This is a genomic window from Acidovorax sp. GW821-FHT09A11, assembly GCF_059418365.1.
This window is the reverse complement of record NZ_JBWKPS010000002.1, coordinates 247,428-265,660: the sequence shown is the minus strand read 5'-3', so window position 1 is coordinate 265,660 and position 18,233 is coordinate 247,428. Positions and strand designations below refer to the sequence as shown.

The following is an 18,233-nucleotide window of genomic DNA, read 5'->3' as shown; positions in this document are numbered from 1 at the left end:
GCGGCTGCGGTCCGCACCGGCTGGCAGGGTCAGAAGGCCCGCAGCGCGTCGCCCGCCAGCACATGCAGTCCGGCAGGGCCTGACCGCACGGCCCGCACGAGCGCCCGCGCCACATCGGTGCCCGGACGGGCGCGGTACTTGGCGGGAATGACCGGATCCAGCCACCTGAACAACTTGATGGAGATGGATTCGGCGGGGCGCGCTGCCTGTTGCAGGGCCTGGCGTTCCCCGATGAGCAGGGAAGGGCGCGCGATCACCAGCGTGGCAAAGCCCAGGCTCTGAAGGTCGCGCTCGACCTCGCCCTTGACGCGGTTGTAGAAGATGCCCGACTGCGCGTTGGCGCCCATGGCGGTGACCACGCCGCAGCGGGTGGCCCCGGCGGCACGCGCTGCGCGGGCGGTGGCCAGCACGGCGTCATGGTCCACGGCGCGAAAAGCGCTCTGGCTGCCCGCGGCAGCCATGGTCGTGCCCAGCGTGATGTAGACCTCGTCAATGGGCGGCAGGGCGGGCAGGGCGGCAAAGTCCACCGCGTGCAAGTGCAGGCGGGGGTGGCTCGTGGCTGGCGCGCGCCGTCCCTTGGCGTGCAGCACATGCACGGCTGCCACGCGGGGGGCGCCTGGAGCGCCCCCCGCCTCATCCGTCTCAGCGGTTAAAAGACCCGCGAGAACCGCCTGGCCCACGAGACCCGTTGCCCCGGCCACCAGAACCACCCGTGCCTCCGCCATAGCCGCCACCTCCACCGTTGCCGCCACGATAACCGCCACCACCACGGCGACCGCCGCCGCCCATGCTGTCCACGCTGGTGCGCATCGGATCAGGCTGGCCGCCCGCGCCGCCGCCGGCATGGCCGGAACTGCGGTGGCCCGGGTTGGCGTGGCCCATGTGCGTGCCCAGGTGGGCATTGGCGCGTGGAGGTTGCGAGTCGTCATAGCGGTTGCCGCCTTCGTAGCCGCCGCCACCACCACCGCCGCCGGAGCGGCCGCGTGCAGGGGCCTGGCCACCAGCGCGTGCGCTGCCGCCCTGGCCGCCACCACCGCCGGCACGGGCGCCGCGCGGGCTGTTGCTGCCACCGCCGCCGCCTGCTGCTGCGCCACCACCGGCGCGGCCGCCACGGCCGCCGCCATTGCCACCGCCGGCTGGGCGGGGGCCACGGTCACCGCCGCCGCCACCGCCGCCAGCACCCTGGCCTGCCTTGTTGGTGCGGATGCGTTCCATCATTTCGCTGCGCGCCGCCTTGGCGGCGGCCTGCATCACTTCGCGGCTCGGGGGCTTGCCGGCGCCACCCCAGATGGTCTGGCGGCCCATGGCGATGGGCTCGGCCTTCTCGCCTGGCTCGGGCCCAAAGCCTTCGATGATCTGCACCGGGATCTGCTGCTTGGTGAAGCGCTCGATGTCCATCATGAAGCCCTCTTCGTCCATGCAGACCAGGCTCACGGCTTCGCCGGTGGCGCCAGCGCGGCCCGTGCGGCCGATGCGGTGCACGTAGTCTTCCGAGACGTTGGGGATTTCATAGTTGACGACGTGGGGCAGGTCGTCGATGTCGATGCCGCGCGCGGCAATGTCGGTGGCCACCAGCGCGCGGATGTCGCCGCTCTTGAAGCCAGCCAGGGCCTGCGTGCGGGCGCTCTGGCTCTTGTTGCCGTGCAGGGCCATGGCCTGCACGCCGTTCTTGGTCAGGAACTCGGCCACGTTGTTGGCGCCGAACTTGGTGCGCGTGAACACCAGCACCTGGCTCCAGTTGTGCTGCTGGATGATGTGCAGCAACACCTGCTTCTTCTTGCCGCGGCCCACGGGGTGGATCACTTGCGAGATGCGCTGCACGGTCGTGTTGCGCGGCGTGACCTGGATGCTCTGCGGGTTCTTGAGCAGCGTGCCCGCCAGCTCGCGGATCTCGTCGCTGAACGTGGCGGAGAACAGCAGGCTCTGCTTGTCCTTGGGCACCAGGGCCAGCACCTTCTTCACGTCGTGGATGAAGCCCATGTCCAGCATGCGATCGGCTTCATCAAGCACCAGGACCTGCACGGTCGACAGATCCAGGAAACCCTGCTGCTGCAGGTCCAGCAGGCGGCCCGGGGTGGCCACCAGGATGTCCACGCCGCGCTTGATGCGGTCGATCTGCGGGTTCATGCCCACGCCGCCGAAGACCACGGTGGAGTTGATGTCGAGGTACTTGCCGTATTCGCGCACGGACTCTTCCACCTGGGCGGCGAGTTCGCGGGTGGGGGTCAGCACCAGGGCGCGGATGCCCTTGCCGCCGAACTTGTTCTTGGGTGCGGCGCTTTGCGAGAGGCGGTGCAGCATGGGCAGGGTGAACGCGGCGGTCTTGCCGGTGCCAGTCTGCGCGCCGGCCAGAAGATCGTGGCCTTCCAGAACGGCGGGGATGGCCTGGGCCTGGATGGGCGTGGGGGTTTCATAGCCCGTTTCGTGCACGGCCTTCAGGATGGCAGGAGCCAGGTTCAGTTCGTCAAATGTCATGTCGTTGATTGCGCCCGTCCGGGGCGCTGGGTATCAACCTGTCGTGCAACCGGGGGGTTGCCGAGCCAGTCTCAGGCTGATGAGGTTCAGGATTGGGAGCCCGGAAGCGTTGCTTCTTTCGTCCCCAGCAGTGTGCTGATGTGACGGGCAACTGGAGCCCGCTACGGTGGGTATTGTCGCATGGCCCGATAATCTCGGTTTGCACGCAGAATTTCTGCTCACTTTTGCAGGTTTGACATTCAATGGCCCAATACGTTTTCTCCATGAACCGCGTCGGCAAGATCGTGCCGCCCAAGCGGCAGATCTTGAAAGACATCTCCCTGAGCTTCTTCCCGGGCGCCAAGATCGGCGTGCTGGGAACCAACGGTTCGGGCAAGTCCACCCTCCTGAAAATCATGGCGGGCCTGGACAAGGAAATCGAGGGCGAAGCCATTCCCATGGCGGGCCTGAACATCGGCTACCTGCCCCAGGAGCCCCAGCTGGATCCCACGCAAACCGTGCGGGAGAGCGTGGAAGCGGGCATGGGCAAGCTATTTGCCGCCAAGGCCCGCCTGGAGGAGGTCTACACCGCCTACGGCGCCGAAGACGCCGACTTTGATGCGCTGGCCGCCGAACAGGCCGAGCTGGAGGCCATCATCGCCACCGCCGGCACCGACTCCGAGCACCAGCTTGAAATTGCCGCCGACGCGCTGCGCCTGCCCCCGTGGGATGCCAACATCGGCGTGCTTTCCGGTGGTGAGAAGCGCCGCGTGGCCCTGTGCCGCCTGCTGCTCTCCAAGCCCGACATGCTGCTGCTCGACGAACCCACCAACCACTTGGACGCGGAATCCGTGGACTGGCTGGAGCAGTTCCTGCAGCGCTACTCCGGCACCGTGGTGGCCATCACCCATGATCGCTACTTCCTGGACAACGCGGCCGAGTGGATCCTGGAACTGGACCGTGGCTCCGGCATTCCCTATAAGGGCAATTACTCCGACTGGCTCACGCAAAAGGGCGCACGCCTGGAAGCCGAGCAAAAGGGCGAAGAAGCCCGTGCCAAGGCCCTGAAGAAGGAACTGGAATGGTCGCGCCAGAACCCCAAGGCCCGCCAGGCCAAGAGCAAGGCCCGCCTGGCCCGCTTCGAGGAATTGAGCGACTACGAATACCAAAAGCGCAACGAAACGAACGAAATCTTCATTCCCGTGGCCGACCGCCTGGGCAGCCAGGTGATCGAGTTCAAGAACGTCACCAAGTCCTTTGGAGACCGGGTGCTGATCGACAACCTGAGCTTCAACATTCCCGCGGGCGCCATCGTCGGCATCATCGGCCCCAATGGCGCAGGTAAATCCACGCTGTTCAAGCTGATTGCTGGCAAGGAAAAGCCGGATTCGGGCGAAGTCGTCATTGGCTCCACCGTCAAGATGGCCTTCGTGGACCAGCACCGCGATGACCTGTCCAACGACAAGACGGTGTGGGAAGACGTGTCCGGCGGACTCGACATCCTCAATGTCGGCAAGTTCCAGATGGCGAGCCGCGCCTACTGTGGCCGGTTCAACTTCAATGGCGGCGACCAGCAAAAGAAGGTCGGCATGCTTTCCGGCGGCGAACGCGGCCGCCTGCACCTGGCCAAGACGCTGATTGCTGGCGGCAACGTGCTGATGCTCGATGAGCCGTCCAACGATCTGGACGTGGAAACTTTGCGGGCTCTGGAAGATGCGCTGCTGGAATTCGCCGGCACGATGTTGGTAATCAGCCACGATCGCTGGTTCCTGGACCGGATCGCCACGCACATCCTGGCCGCCGAAGGTGACAGCCAGTGGACGTTCTTTGACGGCAATTACCAGGAATACGAGGCGGACAAGAAGAAACGCCTGGGTGAAGAGGGTGCAAAGCCCAAGCGGATGCGTTTCAAAGCCCTCAAATAAGGCGTCAGGTCAAGTAGCATTGCATCTGGAAACTTGTCGTCCGATTCCTTCCCCCACCATGTCCCAGACTGCGTCTCGCTCGAGAACCGTTTTCCGTGCCTGTGTCGTCAACGCCGTGCGCGGGGGCGAGGCGCTGATGCAGCAACTGGTCAAGGTCACGCAGGCGGCCTTGACGGAGGAAGAGTCGGCCAACCGCAACATCCAGCAGCGCAACCTGGTCGGCGACAGCCTGCGGCTGCTGAACCAGCATGAGGCTGTGCTGGTCAAGGGCTACCCCATGGCCTTGCTGGAGATCTTCGCCGAAGGGCCGGGCATCGCCAAAGGCCGCAGTTCGGCGGAAGACACGGGCATGGACTTCGGCGAACTCTCGCTCATGGATGAGAGCGAGATGCAGGCGCAGGTGGAACTCTCCAAGGCGCAGCAGTCGGCACTGCACGCCACCGACGCGGTGCTGGCTGAACTCAATACCCTGGTCAGTTCGGCGCAAGGCCTGCGCAGCGTGCAGCCCGAGCGCAACCCCTTGCGCCCTGAAAGCTACATCCGCGCCCTCCAGCAGGTCGTGGGCGACACCGGTGTCTCGCCCGAGGTGCGCCAGCTGTGGATGCAGCACATGCGCGATCTGCTGGGCAAGCTCCTGGTCGATGAGTACAAGAAAACCGCTGCGAGCCTGAGAGAGCACGGTGTGCAGCCGGTCGGCTATGCGGTGCTGGGCACGCCTTCCGGAAACTCGGGGCGCGGCGGAGGATACGGCGGCCCTGGCATGAACACCGGCATGGGGACGGGCTATGGCGGGGGGTATTCCGGCTACGGAAACTCCATGGCAGCACCGATGGGAGACTATGGCACCACCGGCTATGGCCGGGGAATCGGCCCGTCGACCGGCTGGAGCGGCGATTCCATGCAGTCGCCCATGGCGCCCGCCGCGGAAGAGGCCCTGTTGACCGTGGGCATCCTGCGCCAGATGCTGGCGGGTGGCGACCCCTTCGATCCGCGTGCGTACGGGGCGGGGATGCCCTCGCAGCCGGTGGCGCTGCAGCCTGCGTGGGTGGCGGCGCCTCAAGTGGGGGGCGCCGTGGCCGGAGCACAGGCGATGCCCCATGGCGGTGGCTATTTCCCTGCGGGTGCCGCGGCGGAGGCCATCGAGGACATGGCCCAGCTTGAACGCCTGGTGGGCCGCCTTGCAAGTGGCAGCCAGTCGGCTTCGCTGTCGGCCCCGCTGTCGGGATGGCGGGGCCCCGGGGTGGCGCCGGTGGTCTATGCGGCCATGCCGATGGAGGCCGCCACGCAGTCCACGGCCATGGCCATCGAAGTGGTCGGCCGCATGATGGAGAACATTGCGCAAGACTCCCGCCTGCTGCCGCAGGTCCAGCAGGCCGTGAAGAGTCTGGAGCCTGCGCTCAAGCAACTGGTGCGGCACGATGGGCGGTTCTTCTCCGACGGAACCCATCCCGCCCGGCGCCTGCTCGACGAGCTGACGCAGCGCAGCCTCGCTTTCACCGCGGAATCCACGCCCGGGTTCAGCCGCTTCATGCGCCTGCTCAATGGGGCGGTGGAGCACCTCACCACCAACGAAATCAAGGATGCGGGGCCCTTCGACACGGTGCTCAAGGCCCTGCAATCCGCCTGGGAGGCGCAGGAGCAGAAGATCAAGGCCCACCAGGAGGCGCAGCAGAAAGCCCTGTTGCATGCCGAACAGCGCGAAATGCTGGCTGAGAAGATTGCGGCGGACATCCGCAAGCTGCCGGATCTGGAGAATGTCCCTGCCGACGTGCTCGATTTTGCGGCAGGTCCCTGGGCCGATGTGATCGCGCTGGCGCAGGTATTGAAGGCGGACGACAGCCGGGATGAAGATCCTGGTGGCTATCTGGCGCTGGTTCCAGTGCTGCTGTGGAGTTCGCAGCCAGACCTGACGCGCAAGGAGCCTGACCGCCTGAATGAGACGATTCCCGGCTTGCTGGCCAAGCTGCGCAAAGGTCTCAAGACCGTCAACTACCCTGCCGTCCAGACCAGCGCCTTCTTGCAGCGGCTGGTGGGCCTGCACCAGTCTGCCTTTGAAAAGCCCGCGCCCGCCCCCGTGGCGGCAGCGCCTCAGGCAGAGCCAGAGCCGGAGGCCGATGCTCCGCCGCCGGCGCCGCAGCCTGCCGAAGCCGCATCCTCCGCCCCGGCACCGGAGGACAGCGCACAGGCGCCTGTCGAGGCAGCCCCCGATCCCTATGCCGATTTCGTGATCGGTGCCTGGGTCGAACTCATCACCAATGGCCGGCTGGTGCGCACCCAGCTCACCTGGGCCAGTCCGCATGGCACGCTGTTCCTGTTCACGGCGCCCGATGCGAGCACGCAGTCCATGACGCGGCGCATGCGCGACAAGCTGGCCGCGGAGGGTTCGTTGCGCGTCGTGCCAACCCTGCCGGCCACCACCCGTGCCCTGGATGCCGTCGCCGCAGGAGCGGCCCGCAAGGGTTCGGGCGGATCCGGGTCGACGTCGGGCTCCAGGTCTTCCTCTTCCAAGACGCGCTAGAAACCAACCGGCCCCGGCCCCGGCTCCGGCGGCATTCCAGGCCCTGGTCCAGCGGCTGCGACGGGGCGCCTTTCCCCGCCATGGGGGTCAAGCCCCGTGGGTCATGCGCGCAGCAGCTTCTTGCGCACCAGGTGAATATGGTTGCGCAGCGCGTACAGCTCGTCGGCGTAGGACAGCGGCACGCTCACCTTTTCGGCCTGTGCCTCCAGCGTGTTCAGGGCCTTGAGGAGTTCGGCCGAATCCGCCTTGCCCGCTTCCATGTCGTTCTCGATCTCGCGAAGCCGGCCATACCAGCGGAACACGCGTGAACGCACCCGGAACTGGTACAGCGGCGGCACGATGCGCGACAGTGGCAGCATGATCGCCAGCAGGATGCCCAGCACGAGCCACATGCGCTCAATCAGATTGGCCATCCAGAACGGCAGGTAGCGCTGCAGCATGGGGACGGGCTCGTTCATGGCACGGTCGCCTTCCTTGGCGATGGGCAGTTCGCTGCTGCGCGAGTTGGGGAACTCCCGTGCGCGGTTGAACCAGCCCGAGCCGCCGTGCAGCTTCTGCGCGTTCTGTGCGAACAGGGTCAGCAAAGCGGGGTGCGTGCCCTCGCGCGCCAGCAGCGAGGTGGTGGAGGCGACCAGGCGCACGTCCCGTGTGGGCACATTGGCGGCCAGGTCCACCACGCCACGTGGCAGGGTCACCGGCGTCAGGAACGGAAAGCGCCTCGCATAGGCCTCATGCTGGGCGAAGTCGAGCAGTTGCACGCCGGGCGTCTGCAGCAGCATCTGCACCATCAGCGATTCAGGGGCGGAGGCAAAAACCAGCGCATCGAGCTTGCCCGCCAGAAAATCCATGGTGGCAGGCGTCTGCTCCAGCCGCGACATCTTCACCGCGCCGGGCTCCACCTTGTTCGCGTCGAGCAGGCGTTCCATCAGCTTGGGCACGCCACTGCCTTCGGACCCCACATTCACACGCCAGCCGCGCAGCTGGCGCAGGCTGTCGAGCCTGGGTACGTTGTAGGCACGCTCGGCGGATTCCGTCCGGTAGAACAGCCACACGGGCTCTACAAACAGGCTGCCCAGCGATACCAGCGCGTCCGCATCATCAGGCTGCAGTTCGGCCGTGCCGCCCTGCACGAATGCCACGTCGGCCTTCCCCTCGCGCAGCAGCTGGAGGTTGTGCGAGGACCCGTCGCTGGGCAGCAGCACGACCTCGATGCCGTCCACCGCCAGCGCTTTCTGGTAACGCTTGCCAAACTCTTCATACGCACTCTGACCGGGGCCGGTGGCCAGCGTCACCGTCTTGGGCGGGTTGGGGTTGAGCCACCAGTACGCCACCATCAGCAGCCCCACCGCCAGAAAGGCAAGCGGGCCGGCCGACACGATCAGGTCGCGCAGGGAAAGCAGGGTGTTGCGAAAGGCCTGGGACATGTGATCGGTGTGGAGTGCAAAGGGTGGACGGCGGGGGCTGCGAGAAGGGAGCGGGTACGGGTATCACGCCGGAGGCGGTTGAATCAGGGCGGATGGCCGGCCGCGGTGCCGGCGATGCTCCCTGCGGGGCCGGGGCACGCTGATTATCCGTGCATGCGCGGCCGCGCCAGGGGAGCAAACGTATCCGTTGGTGCGGTATGTGCCGGGCCCCGCCCCTGCGGCCCCGTGCGCAGGACGGGGGCAGCATGGCAAACTGTCTGCTGCTTCATCTTCCGTGCCCACCCTGGCGCCGTCGCTCCCATGACGATCCTGACCCGCGAGAACCTCGGCAACGGCAGCTTTCGCAGCCACCTGGCCATGCCGGAACATGCCTCATGGACGGATGCACGGCTCGATCAGTCCTTTGCAGAGACCTGGGCCCAGCGCCCCGGCGGCCCTGTCTGGGTCTTCGGGTATGGCTCGCTCATCTGGAACCCGCTCATGGTCTTCGAAGAACAGCGCACGGCCACGCTGCGGGGCTGGCACCGCAGCTTCTGCCTGCGCTCCATCTCGGGGCGGGGCAGTCCCGGGCAGCCTGGCCGCGTGCTCTCCCTGCTGTCCGGCGGCGAGGTCCAGGGGGTGGCGCTGAGGCTTGCCACACCCACGGCCCGCGACGAAGTCCGCCTGCTGTGGACGCGCGAGATGACGGGCGGCAGCTATGTGCCGCGGTGGTTGCCGGTGCAGCTGGCCGGGGGCGGTACGGTCCATGCCATTACTTTCGTGGCCAACACCGAGCACCCACAGCACGAGCAGGACGCGTCAGCCTCCACCGTGGCACGGCTGGTCGCCCGCGCCCGTGGCGTGTTTGGCCCCAATATTGACTACGTGCTGGCGCTTGATCGTGCGCTGCGGGAGCACGGGCTGCATGATCCCTACATCGAGGCGATCATGGCCAGGATGCGGGAAGCGTCCGAGGCGCCGTAGCCTACGCCGCATCCCGGGGCTCCCACGGCATCTACGGCTTGCTGCTGCGCCGCTGGCGCTCGTAGGCCACGCATTCCTGCAGCGACAGCTCGTCATTCTGGTCCGTGTCCGCGGCTTCGAAGTAGGCCATGCGGGTTTCCACAACCTCCTTGAACGAAAGCCTGCCGTCACCGTCCTTGTCGGTGGCCGCCAGCCGCTTCAACCGGCCCTTGCCCATGCGGGGCACGTTCGCCAGGCCGGAGAGCGGGACATAGCCGTCCGCGTCAGGGCCCAGGCTGTGCCAGCTGCGCACGATGTCCTGGTGAAACTCATCCAGCGAGACGCTGCCATCGTGGTTGAGATCGGCGGAGGAGCAGATGGCCTGGAGCCGGTTGGCGAGGGGCTTGGGTGCGGGTTTCTGGCCGGCAGCGGCAGGCCTGGGCGGCGTGGCGGGCGAGGACACGGGGGTGTCGGCTGCGTGGCCCGCTGCCACCAGCGCCAGCGTGCAGGCGGCAGCGCCAAGAAGGCGAAGGGCGGGATTCGTCATCGTCGTCATCTCGGGCTCCTTACCACCACCAGCGCTGGCTGGGGCTGCGGTTGCATGGCCACACCATGGTGGGCGCTCCCTGGCGGACCCGGCCGTCTTCCACGTCCAGGCACTTGCCATTGAGCTGGCTCACGATCTGCCCACCCCGTGTGGACCAGCTCTGGCTGCGGGAGCCGGAGCACGACCACAGCACCACGCGCGCGCCGTCGCGTGGATCGCCACGGTCCACATCCACGCACAGGTCACGCACGCGGATTTCGCCGCTCCGGCCCACGCTGAAGCGCTGGGATGCCGTGCCGTTGCAGTCATACACCTGCAGCGGGGTGCCAGGCCGGATGTTGCCCTTGGTCACGTCCAGGCACAGGCGGCCGTCCACACGGATCTCGCCGCCACGGCCACCGTAGTCGGGATAGTCCGGGTACTCGGGCCTCCGGTCGTCGTCATGCCGGTTGTGGTTGGCCAGCAGGGCAATGCCTGCGATGGCGGCGACGGCAGCCACGGCCGCGCCGGCATTGGAGCCGCTCTGGTTGTTGCCGGACGCGTAGGCCCGGGTGACCTTGAAGCGGCCGCCGCAGCCGCCGTTGGTCCACAGCTCGCGGCGGGTCAGGTCATAGCCCCAGGTTCTGTTGAAGCGGCAGGCGCCTTGCGTCTGTTCGCTCAGGTCCACCTGGGTGGTGTCGTCCGGCAGGCGGTAGGAGGCATAGCCTCCGTTCGACTGCAGGTCCACGAACTGGTCCTGGGCCATCGCGGCCTGGGCGTTCACCAGGAGAGGCAGGCACAGCAGCCAGGCGCGCCGTAGACGGGTCGGGTCTTTCATGGGTTCTCCTCGTTGCAATCGGAACTGTGGTGCTCGAAGCCCGCCGCGCGGCCGGGCCGCACTGCACGGCTGCCGGAAGCCCGGCGCATGGGGGCCGTCCGGCGTATGCATCATAGGGGCTTCCGGGGGGCTTGCCGTGTCGGCTGTTCCAGCCGCCGTGCCTGGAATCCTCTGGCGAGGGGCGCCGTTGCGCCGGGCCGGCGGGGGGCAATGCGCACGCCTTCTTCGGCGCTGGCCTGCCGTGCGGTGGCCCGCGCGGGAAGCCCCAGCGGCAGTGCCTGCATCGGCGTCAACCGGGCAGGCGTGGCCGGCCAGGGATCAGGGAAGCGTCATCCCAGGTCGCCCGCCCAGGGCAGGTGCAGTCCCTCCGCCGTGGTGATCGCGCGTGCTGCCCGTGCCGCCCGCGCCGTGGCGATGGCCGTGGCTTCCGCGGCCATGGTGGCCAGGACCATCATGCCCAGGCTCTTGTTGGCGCGGCCGGTGCCCAGGCTGAAGATCGTGTCGCCATCCGACATGGTGTGCACGGGGTTGATGCTGCGGGCCAGCCCGTCGTGGGCGGCAACGGCCAGGCGATGGGCCTGGACCTTGGTGATGGCGGCGTCGGTGGCGACCACGCCGATGGTGGTGTTGGTGCCCGCCAGCAGCGGCTGTGGCGGGTCGCCGCGCAGCAGGGCGCGGCGGGTGTCGCGCAGGCGCAGGCCGTCGTCGGTGCGGGCGCCGGCGATCACCTGGGCGGTGTCCGGGTCCACCACGTCGCCCAGCGCATTGCAGGCAATGAGGGCCCCCACGGTCACGCCATCGACCGTGACCGAGGCGGTGCCGATGCCGCCCTTCATGGCGCGCTGGATGCCGAAGATCTTGCCCAGGGCCGCGCCGGTGCCAGCGCCCACATTGCCTTCCGCGGGGTCTGCGGTGGAGGCCGCATCGCACGCCGCATACCCCGCCTCGGCATCCGGGCGGATGCGCATGTCTCCCACCAGCAGATCGAACAGCACGGCGGCGGGCACGATGGGCAGGCGACCCACCGCCACGTCGAAGCCGATGCCGCGCTCTTCGAGCCAGCGCACGGCGCCGGTGGCGGCATCCAGCCCCCAGGCACTGCCCCCGGCCAGCATGATGGCGTGCACCTTGTCCACCAGATTCGACGGGTCGAGCAGATCCGTCTCGCGCGTGCCGGGCGCGGCGCCGCGCACGTCCACGCCTGCCACCGCGCCCTCGCGGGTGATGATGACGGTGCAGCCCGTGGGGCGACGGGTTTCTGTGAAGTGGCCGACTTCGATGCCGGCCACGCGGGTGATGCTGCCGGCGCTGCCGGCCAGGACGTGGGGGGATGAACTCATGGCTTTGATTATGTGCCCGGGCACCGCGCTGTCCTTGCGCGGTGTCAGGGCTCCGGGCGATCCTGTCAGGGCGCTTTTTCGAGGCGCGTGACGTGGTAGGCCCCGCCCACCTGTTCGGCCCTGAAACGCACCTTGTCGCCGGGTTTCAGGTCGCCCACCACGCTGGCGTCCTGCACGCGAAAGACCATGGTCATGGGTGGCATGTCCAGGTTTTTTATCTCTCCGTGGCGAAGGGTGACGCGCAGCGTGCGCGCGTCCCAGCGGGTGATCTCGCCTTCGCTGAGCGCATCCTGGCCACCGGCGTGCGCGGACGCTGCTTGGCCGGGGGCGGCCGCAGGCACCTGGGCCACGGCGTGCTGCGCCGCTGCAGCCAGCGCGAGCGCGGCCAGGACCGGAAGGAGGGTGGAGGCGGTGATGGCTTGCAAGGATTTCATGGGGTGCCTTTCGCTGTGGTGGCGCGGTAGCTGTTGAAGACGCGGGTGGTGCCGTCGCGGGCGACCAGCAGCACGTCGTAAGGGTCGCGGCGGTTGCCATAGGCGGCGCCATCCATGCCGGGCGAGCCGATGGGCATGCCCGGCACGGCCAGCCCCAGGGCCGGGGGCTTTTGCCGCAGCAAAGTGCGGACATCGCTCGCGGGAACGTGCCCCTCGATGAGGTAGCCGCCCACCAGCGCGGTGTGGCACGAGCCCAGCTTTGGCGGCAGGCCGAGGCGGGCGCGCACGGCGTTGTTGCCGGTCTCGTGCACCGTCACCTTGAAGCCGCTGGCTTGCATGTGGTCCACCCAGTCCTTGCAGCAGCCGCAACTGGGGTCTTTCCACACTTCCACCGGGGTGGCGGTGCCCGTAGCGGCCCGGGCCAGCCCCGGCAGCGTGGCGGTTGCCAGCGCGGTACCCAGCAGGGGCAGCGTGGTGGCCAGCCACTGGCGGCGGCTGGACTGGCCTGCGGATGTTGTCGTGCCCGTGGCTTGGGGCAGGGCGGCGCCGTGCGCGGCCGTGGTGTATCGGTTCATGGGTTCTCCTGGGGTGCGGGGCGGTATCACGGCTTGCGGGGCAGCACGGTGATGGTGCCGGTCATGCCCGCCTGGTAGTGGCCCGCGATGAGGCAGGCAAAGTCGAACTGGCCCGCGCGGTTGAACTGCCACACGATGTCGCCTTTCTTGCCCGCGCCCACATGGGCCATGTAGGGCTCGTCGTGCTCCATGCCGGGGTGTTTGGCCATCATCTCGGCGTGTGCGTCCAGGTCGGCCTTGGTGCCGATCACGACCTCGTGCAGCACCTGGCCCTTGTTCTCGGCGCGCAGCCGCACGGTTTCACCCTCGCGCACTTCGATGTGGCTGGGGGTAAAGCGCATGTCGTCCGTCATGCGCAGGGTGATGGTGCGGGCCACGGCCTGGGTGTCGCCCGCGATGCCCCATGCCTTCTGTTCCTTCACCGCCGCTGCGCGGGCCCCGGGGTGCGGCATGTTTTCATGGGAGAAACTGCTGGTTGCGGATGCCAGTAAAGCGATGGCTGCTATGAATTTGATAGTTTTCATGATGGATGATTCCTTTTCAATGGGGGAGGTGCTGGCCGTGGATGTCAGTGCCGATGTCCGCTGGCCGCGGGCTTGCGCGCGGAGGCCGCGCCGGTTGCTGTGCCTGGCGTGTCGCCGCGGGGCGGGTGCGGGGTGCTGGCCACGAGGCCCTTCCATTCCTGGGCCTGGGTGCCGGGCGGCTGCTGGTAGTCGCCCGGGTCCCGGTAGTCGCCCGCCGCCTGGCCGGCGCGCACCTTGAAGGTGGTGAACATGCCGCCCATCTCCAGCGGGCCATAGGGGCCGGTGCCGGTCATCATGGGGAAGGTGTTGTCGGGCAGGGGCATTTCCATCGCACCCATGTCGGCCATGCCGCGCTCGCCCATCACCATGTAGTCGGGCACGATCTTCTGGATCTTGCCGACAAGGCCCTCGTGCTGAACGCCGATCATGGTGGGCACGTCGTGCCCCATGGCACCCATGGTGTGGTGGCTCTTGTGGCAGTGCAATGCCCAGTCGCCGGGCTCGTCGGCGATGAGCTCGATCTGGCGCATCTGGCCCACGGCCACGTCGGTGGTCACCTCGGGCCAGCGCGCGCCTTTGGGCACGGGGCCGCCGTCGGTGCCGGTCACCTCGAACTCGTGCCCATGCAGGTGGATGGGGTGGTTGGTCATGGTGAGGTTGCCCACGCGGATGCGCACGCGCTCGCCCTGGCGCGCCACCAGCGGGCTGATGGCGGGGAACACCCGGCTGTTCCAGCACCAGATGTTGTGGTTCAGCATGGTGTTGACCTTGGGCGTGCGGCTGCCAGGCTCCACGTCGAAGGCGTTGAGCAGGAAGGCATAGTCGCGCTGCACGGGGGCGATGTGCGGGTGCGCCGCCTTCGGGTGCGTGATCCACAGGCCCATCATGCCCATGGCCATCTGCACCATTTCGTCCGCATGCGGGTGGTACATGAAGGTGCCCGGGCGGCGTGCCGTGAATTCGTAGACAAAGGTCTTGCCCGGCTGGATGGCGTTCTGGTTGAGCCCGCCCACGCCGTCCATGCCGTTGGGCAGGCGCTGGCCGTGCCAGTGGATGGTGGTGTGCTCGGGCAGCCGGTTGGTGACGAAGATGCGCACGCGGTCGCCCTCCATCACCTCGATGGTGGGGCCGGGGCTCTGCCCGTTGTAGCCCCACATGTTGACGACGAAGCCCGGCGCGACCTCGCGCACCACGGGTTCGGCAACCAGGTGGAACTCCTTGACGCCCGCGTTCATGCGCCAGGGGGTGGTCCAGCCGTTGAGGGTGACCACGGGGTTGTAGGGACGGCCCGTGGGCGGGTGCAGCGGCGCGGACGTATCGGCGCTGCTTTGCATGGCGGGCTCGGGCAAGGCGGCCAGGGCCGCGCGGCTGACGGAAACGGCGGCCACGGCCGTGGCGGCGCCGGAGAAGAAATGGCGTCTTTGCATGTCAGTGGCCTTGTGGTGATGAGGAGGGGGCAGCGCTGGCTGCCAGGTCTTGCAGCGCGCCCGGCGACGTGCCGGTGAGGGTGAGCTGCAGGTCGGTCTCGGCCAGCCAGAAATCGCGCTGGGCTTCGATGGCGTTGGCCACCGACTGCGTGCTGGCGCGCGCCTCGGCCAGCAATTCCCAAACGCTGGCGAGCATGCCGTTGTAGCGCAGGGTGGTCTCCTGGGTGATGAGCTGGCGCAGGGGCACCACCTCGTCGCGCTGCTGGCGCGCCAGGTCGAGCGCGGTGCGGTAGGTGAGCCAGGCGGCGCGCACTTCGCCACGGGCGCGCACGGCGGTCTCCTGCAGCTGGGCAGCGCTTTGCTCCACCTGGGCCTGGGCCCGGGTGCGGGCGGCACCGCCCCAGTCGAACAGGGGAAGGGGCGCATCGATCTCCCAGCCGCGCGTGATCTCGCGGTGGCCGGAGCCGCGCTCGGCGGCGGTGTTGCGGCTGTAGGCCAGGCCCACGTCGCCAAACACGGCCCCCGCGCGGCTCCAGCCCTGGCGGACCGCCTGGGTGTCGAGCTGGCGGCGTGCGGCCTGCACATCCAGCCGCTCGCGCAATGCGATGGATTCGATGCCGTCCGCGGGCAAGGCGCCGTCTGGAAGGGGTGGAAGCGCGTCCGCCAGGCGGTACTGCGCCTGCAGTCCCCACAGGCCCATGCGGCGGTTGAGCTGTTCGCGCTCGGTGGCGGCGGCAAGCCGGGCGCGGGAACGCAGGCGGATGGCCTCTTGCAGCACCGCCTGTTCACGGGCGTGCTGCAGGCGGCTCCAGTTGCCTACGCGCGCCATGCGGCGGGCCAGTTCGGCCCCGGCTTCTGCGGCTTGCACCATGCGGTCGTGCGTGGCGCTGACCTGTTCGGCAGCCACGGCGCGCAGCCAGGCGCGTCGTGTGTCGGCGGCCAGCGCCACCACCTCCTGCGCGGCTTGCAGCGTGGCGATCTGCATGCGCTCTTCCTGGCGCTGGCTGCGCCATGGCAGGGTGATGAGATCCAGCAGGCTGAAGGCCAGGGTGCGCTCGATTTCACGCTCCTGGCTGTTGGTGAAGCGCCCCAGGGCCAGGTGTGGGTTGGGCAGCGTGATGGCCTGCACGCGTTCGGCATCCGCCACGCCCAGGGCGGCCAGCCGCGCCTGCAGGCCGGGGTTGTTGAGCAAGGCGATGCGCACGGCGGCATCCTGCGTGAGGGGCTGGGCCAGCCACCCCTGCAAGGACTGCTCCGCCTTGGCCCGGGCTGCCGTGTCGTTGGCGGGCAGGGCCGCGGCCTGCGTGCTGCCCGTTCGGCCCGCGGTGAGCGCGGCCACGTCGCCCCGCAGGCCGTCGGGCGAGACGCTGGCGCAGCCCGCGAGCACGGCCGCAGCGGCCAGCACGGACAGGCGTGCGGGACGGCGGCGTGCCGTTGAAGAAAGGAACTGCGGCGCGCTCATGGCCGGCTCCCGGGCGCGTGGTGGTGGCCATGCGGGGAGGGTTGCGGGGTTGCGGAACCGCCCTGGCTTCCGTGGATGCCGTGGGAGTCGCCGCGTCCGGCGCGGGGCCCCTGTGGCGTCGGGGCGCTGGGGGTGGGAGGCTGGGCGCCCTGCCGGGCCTCCCAGGCCAGGATGTCGGCATGGCCGCGGGGGAAGGCGGCCACCGCCCTGTGCGCATCACGCCATGCATGGGGTGCGGGCGCCTCCTCCGCCAGTGCAGGCTGGGGCCCGGTGGCGCGGTGGACCAGCGCCGCCGTGGGCGCATCGGGGTCCGCCGCAGGGAAGGGCAGGGATCCCGTGCCCGGGGCGGCGGTGCCGTTGGCGAGTGAAAGTGCCGGTGCGAGCAGCACCAGGCAGGCTGCTCGCCGGAGCGGCGGTAAAGACAGGAAAAATGAAATGGGGGCGCGCATGGCGATCTCCAGACAACAGACGAACAGGGCATGGCGCTGCCGCCCCGCCACCCGATGGCGGGTGGCTGTGGGGCTCGGGCAGACGCACTTCGGGCGTCAGAGGTCAGGCGATGGGTGGCTTGATGGCCAGTGCCGCGGGAGCACTGTCAAACTGCGCGGAGGCGACGGGCAGCATGGCGCCCGTGGGGGGGTGATCCGGTGCTGGCGCCATGGGCGCATCCAGAATCGCGGAATGGCAGATCTCGCACGCCGAGCAGGCGGCGGAGTGGTGCTCGTGCGCCGCGCAGCCGGCACTGGTGCCGTCGCACCCGGCGGAGGCAGCGGCCAGCATGGCATGGCCAGGGGCGTGGGCAGGGTCCTGTCCGTCCCCGCCCTCTCCGGCAGGCAGGCCCTGGTGGTGCTCCTGCCCCGCCATGCCGATGGAGTCGCCGCCAGCGGCATGGTGATGGGAATGTTCCTGCGGGTGCGACGTGCCCGCGGGGAGCAGCGGCGGCAAGACGCCCGCGGCCATGGCCGTGCCGGTGAGGCCCCGAAGGACCAGCACCAACATCAACACGAAATAGAGGCCGCGACGCATCCACCAATGATACGGCGGCGGGCCCCAAGGTTCCCGGCGCCTTTCCATATTGTCATCTGGCGGCCATCGCCGGGCCGCCCAGGCCGCTCATACCGCCATGTAGCGCCCCGGGCGGTGGTTCATGGCCAGCACCAGGTTCAGCGCCACGGCCCCGGCGATGGACCAGGCGACGCGAAGGGGTTCCACCGTCCACAGCGCCAGCAGCACGATGCCGCAATCCACGGCCATCTGGATCTTGCCCGCGCGCCAGCCATAGCGTTCCTGCAGGTAGAGCGCGGCGATCCCCACGCCGCCCAGGCTGCACCGGTGGCGAAACAGCACCAGGAACCCCGTGCCCGTGATAAGTCCCCCCGCGATGGCCGCATACGGCGGCTGCAGCTGTGCAAACTGCAGGAACTGCGCCTGCAGTTCGGTCAGCAGCGACAGCAGCAGCACGGCGGCAAAGGTCTTGACCGTGAACGCACGCCCCAGCTTGCGCAGGGCCAGCCAGTAGAAGGGCAGGTTGAGGACGAAGAAAATCTTGCCGAAACCGATGCCCGTGGCGTAGTGCAACAGGAAGGCAAGGCCTGCCGTGCCCCCGGTGAGCAATCCCGCATTGGTGAAAAACGCCACGCCCACTGAGATCAGCAGCACCCCCGTGAAGATGGCCACCGCGTCTTCCGTGAGCGTGTGGGGCGCTACGGCGGCAGCGGGCGTGGGGGTGGAGGGCATGGGAGGAACAGCGGGAGAACTCGGCATGGTGCGCAGCGACGGGCCGTGGGGGGAGGGACAACCGCCGGATTGGACCATGCAATCCCCGTGCCCGGCTTGAGCGGCGT

The 18,233-nt window shown here is 68.6% G+C and carries 16 protein-coding genes; 3 read left to right on the top strand and 13 right to left on the bottom strand.

What is annotated here, in order from left to right:
* Positions 1-29: 29 nt before the first annotated feature.
* Positions 30-605 (bottom strand): Rossmann-fold NAD(P)-binding domain-containing protein, encoded by a 576-nt coding sequence (locus tag AC07PV_RS05265; protein ID WP_369642251.1) that lies wholly within the window; start codon positions 603-605, stop codon positions 30-32.
* A gap of 37 nt (positions 606-642) precedes the next feature.
* Complete coding sequence (locus AC07PV_RS05260; RefSeq protein WP_218294248.1) at positions 643-2,475, bottom strand: DEAD/DEAH box helicase; 1,833 nt, start codon at positions 2,473-2,475, stop codon at positions 643-645.
* Positions 2,476-2,717: 242 nt separating this feature from the next.
* Here AC07PV_RS05260 and ettA point away from each other — a divergent pair, with 242 nt between their 5' ends.
* Together ettA and AC07PV_RS05250 are read left to right on the top strand one after the other, a co-directional pair.
* Positions 2,718-4,379, top strand: a complete 1,662-nt coding sequence (gene ettA / locus AC07PV_RS05255) for an energy-dependent translational throttle protein EttA (protein ID WP_010460919.1) — start codon at positions 2,718-2,720, stop codon at positions 4,377-4,379.
* 58 nt (positions 4,380-4,437) lie between these two features.
* A complete protein-coding gene (locus tag AC07PV_RS05250) occupies positions 4,438-6,897 on the top strand; it encodes a DUF1631 family protein (RefSeq protein ID WP_494629629.1) in 2,460 nt (819 codons plus the stop codon).
* 101 nt (positions 6,898-6,998) lie between these two features.
* Here the strand turns inward: AC07PV_RS05250 and AC07PV_RS05245 are convergent, their stop codons facing one another.
* Positions 6,999-8,321 (bottom strand): TAXI family TRAP transporter solute-binding subunit, encoded by a 1,323-nt coding sequence (locus AC07PV_RS05245; RefSeq protein ID WP_218294250.1) that lies wholly within the window; start codon positions 8,319-8,321, stop codon positions 6,999-7,001.
* 300 nt (positions 8,322-8,621) lie between these two features.
* Between AC07PV_RS05245 and AC07PV_RS05240 the strand changes: the two genes are divergently transcribed.
* Positions 8,622-9,284 (top strand): gamma-glutamylcyclotransferase, encoded by a 663-nt coding sequence (locus AC07PV_RS05240; protein ID WP_218338904.1) that lies wholly within the window; start codon positions 8,622-8,624, stop codon positions 9,282-9,284.
* A gap of 31 nt (positions 9,285-9,315) precedes the next feature.
* Here AC07PV_RS05240 and AC07PV_RS05235 read toward each other — a convergent pair whose 3' ends face one another.
* The 10 genes from AC07PV_RS05235 to AC07PV_RS05190 form a co-directional block, all read right to left on the bottom strand.
* Entirely contained in the window at positions 9,316-9,819 is a 504-nt protein-coding gene (locus tag AC07PV_RS05235; protein ID WP_218294252.1) for an EF-hand domain-containing protein, read from the bottom strand.
* Positions 9,820-9,829: 10 nt separating this feature from the next.
* Positions 9,830-10,627, bottom strand: a complete 798-nt coding sequence (locus tag AC07PV_RS05230; protein WP_369642256.1) for a lectin — start codon at positions 10,625-10,627, stop codon at positions 9,830-9,832.
* Positions 10,628-10,956: 329 nt separating this feature from the next.
* A complete protein-coding gene (locus tag AC07PV_RS05225) occupies positions 10,957-11,967 on the bottom strand; it encodes a P1 family peptidase (protein ID WP_492255116.1) in 1,011 nt (336 codons plus the stop codon).
* A 65-nt stretch (positions 11,968-12,032) separates the two neighbouring features.
* On the bottom strand, positions 12,033-12,401 hold the full coding sequence (locus tag AC07PV_RS05220; protein WP_218338901.1) for a copper-binding protein: 369 nt from the start codon (positions 12,399-12,401) through the stop codon (positions 12,033-12,035).
* Positions 12,398-12,976, bottom strand: a complete 579-nt coding sequence (locus AC07PV_RS05215) for a DUF411 domain-containing protein (protein ID WP_492255117.1) — start codon at positions 12,974-12,976, stop codon at positions 12,398-12,400. Before AC07PV_RS05215 ends, AC07PV_RS05220 begins: the two co-directional genes overlap by 4 nt.
* A 26-nt stretch (positions 12,977-13,002) precedes the next feature.
* Positions 13,003-13,500: a cupredoxin domain-containing protein gene (locus tag AC07PV_RS05210; RefSeq protein ID WP_218338899.1), complete on the bottom strand. Its 498-nt coding sequence runs from the start codon at positions 13,498-13,500 to the stop codon at positions 13,003-13,005.
* Between the two features lie 44 nt (positions 13,501-13,544).
* Positions 13,545-14,927, bottom strand: coding sequence for a multicopper oxidase family protein (locus AC07PV_RS05205; protein ID WP_494629627.1), 1,383 nt, complete (start codon positions 14,925-14,927; stop codon positions 13,545-13,547).
* A gap of 1 nt (position 14,928) precedes the next feature.
* On the bottom strand, positions 14,929-16,389 hold the full coding sequence (locus tag AC07PV_RS05200) for a TolC family protein (RefSeq protein ID WP_492255119.1): 1,461 nt from the start codon (positions 16,387-16,389) through the stop codon (positions 14,929-14,931).
* A 552-nt stretch (positions 16,390-16,941) separates the two neighbouring features.
* Complete coding sequence (locus AC07PV_RS05195) at positions 16,942-17,388, bottom strand: hypothetical protein (RefSeq protein ID WP_494629626.1); 447 nt, start codon at positions 17,386-17,388, stop codon at positions 16,942-16,944.
* A gap of 114 nt (positions 17,389-17,502) precedes the next feature.
* Positions 17,503-18,126, bottom strand: a complete 624-nt coding sequence (locus AC07PV_RS05190; RefSeq protein ID WP_218338895.1) for a YitT family protein — start codon at positions 18,124-18,126, stop codon at positions 17,503-17,505.
* Between the last annotated feature and the right edge of the window lie 107 nt (positions 18,127-18,233).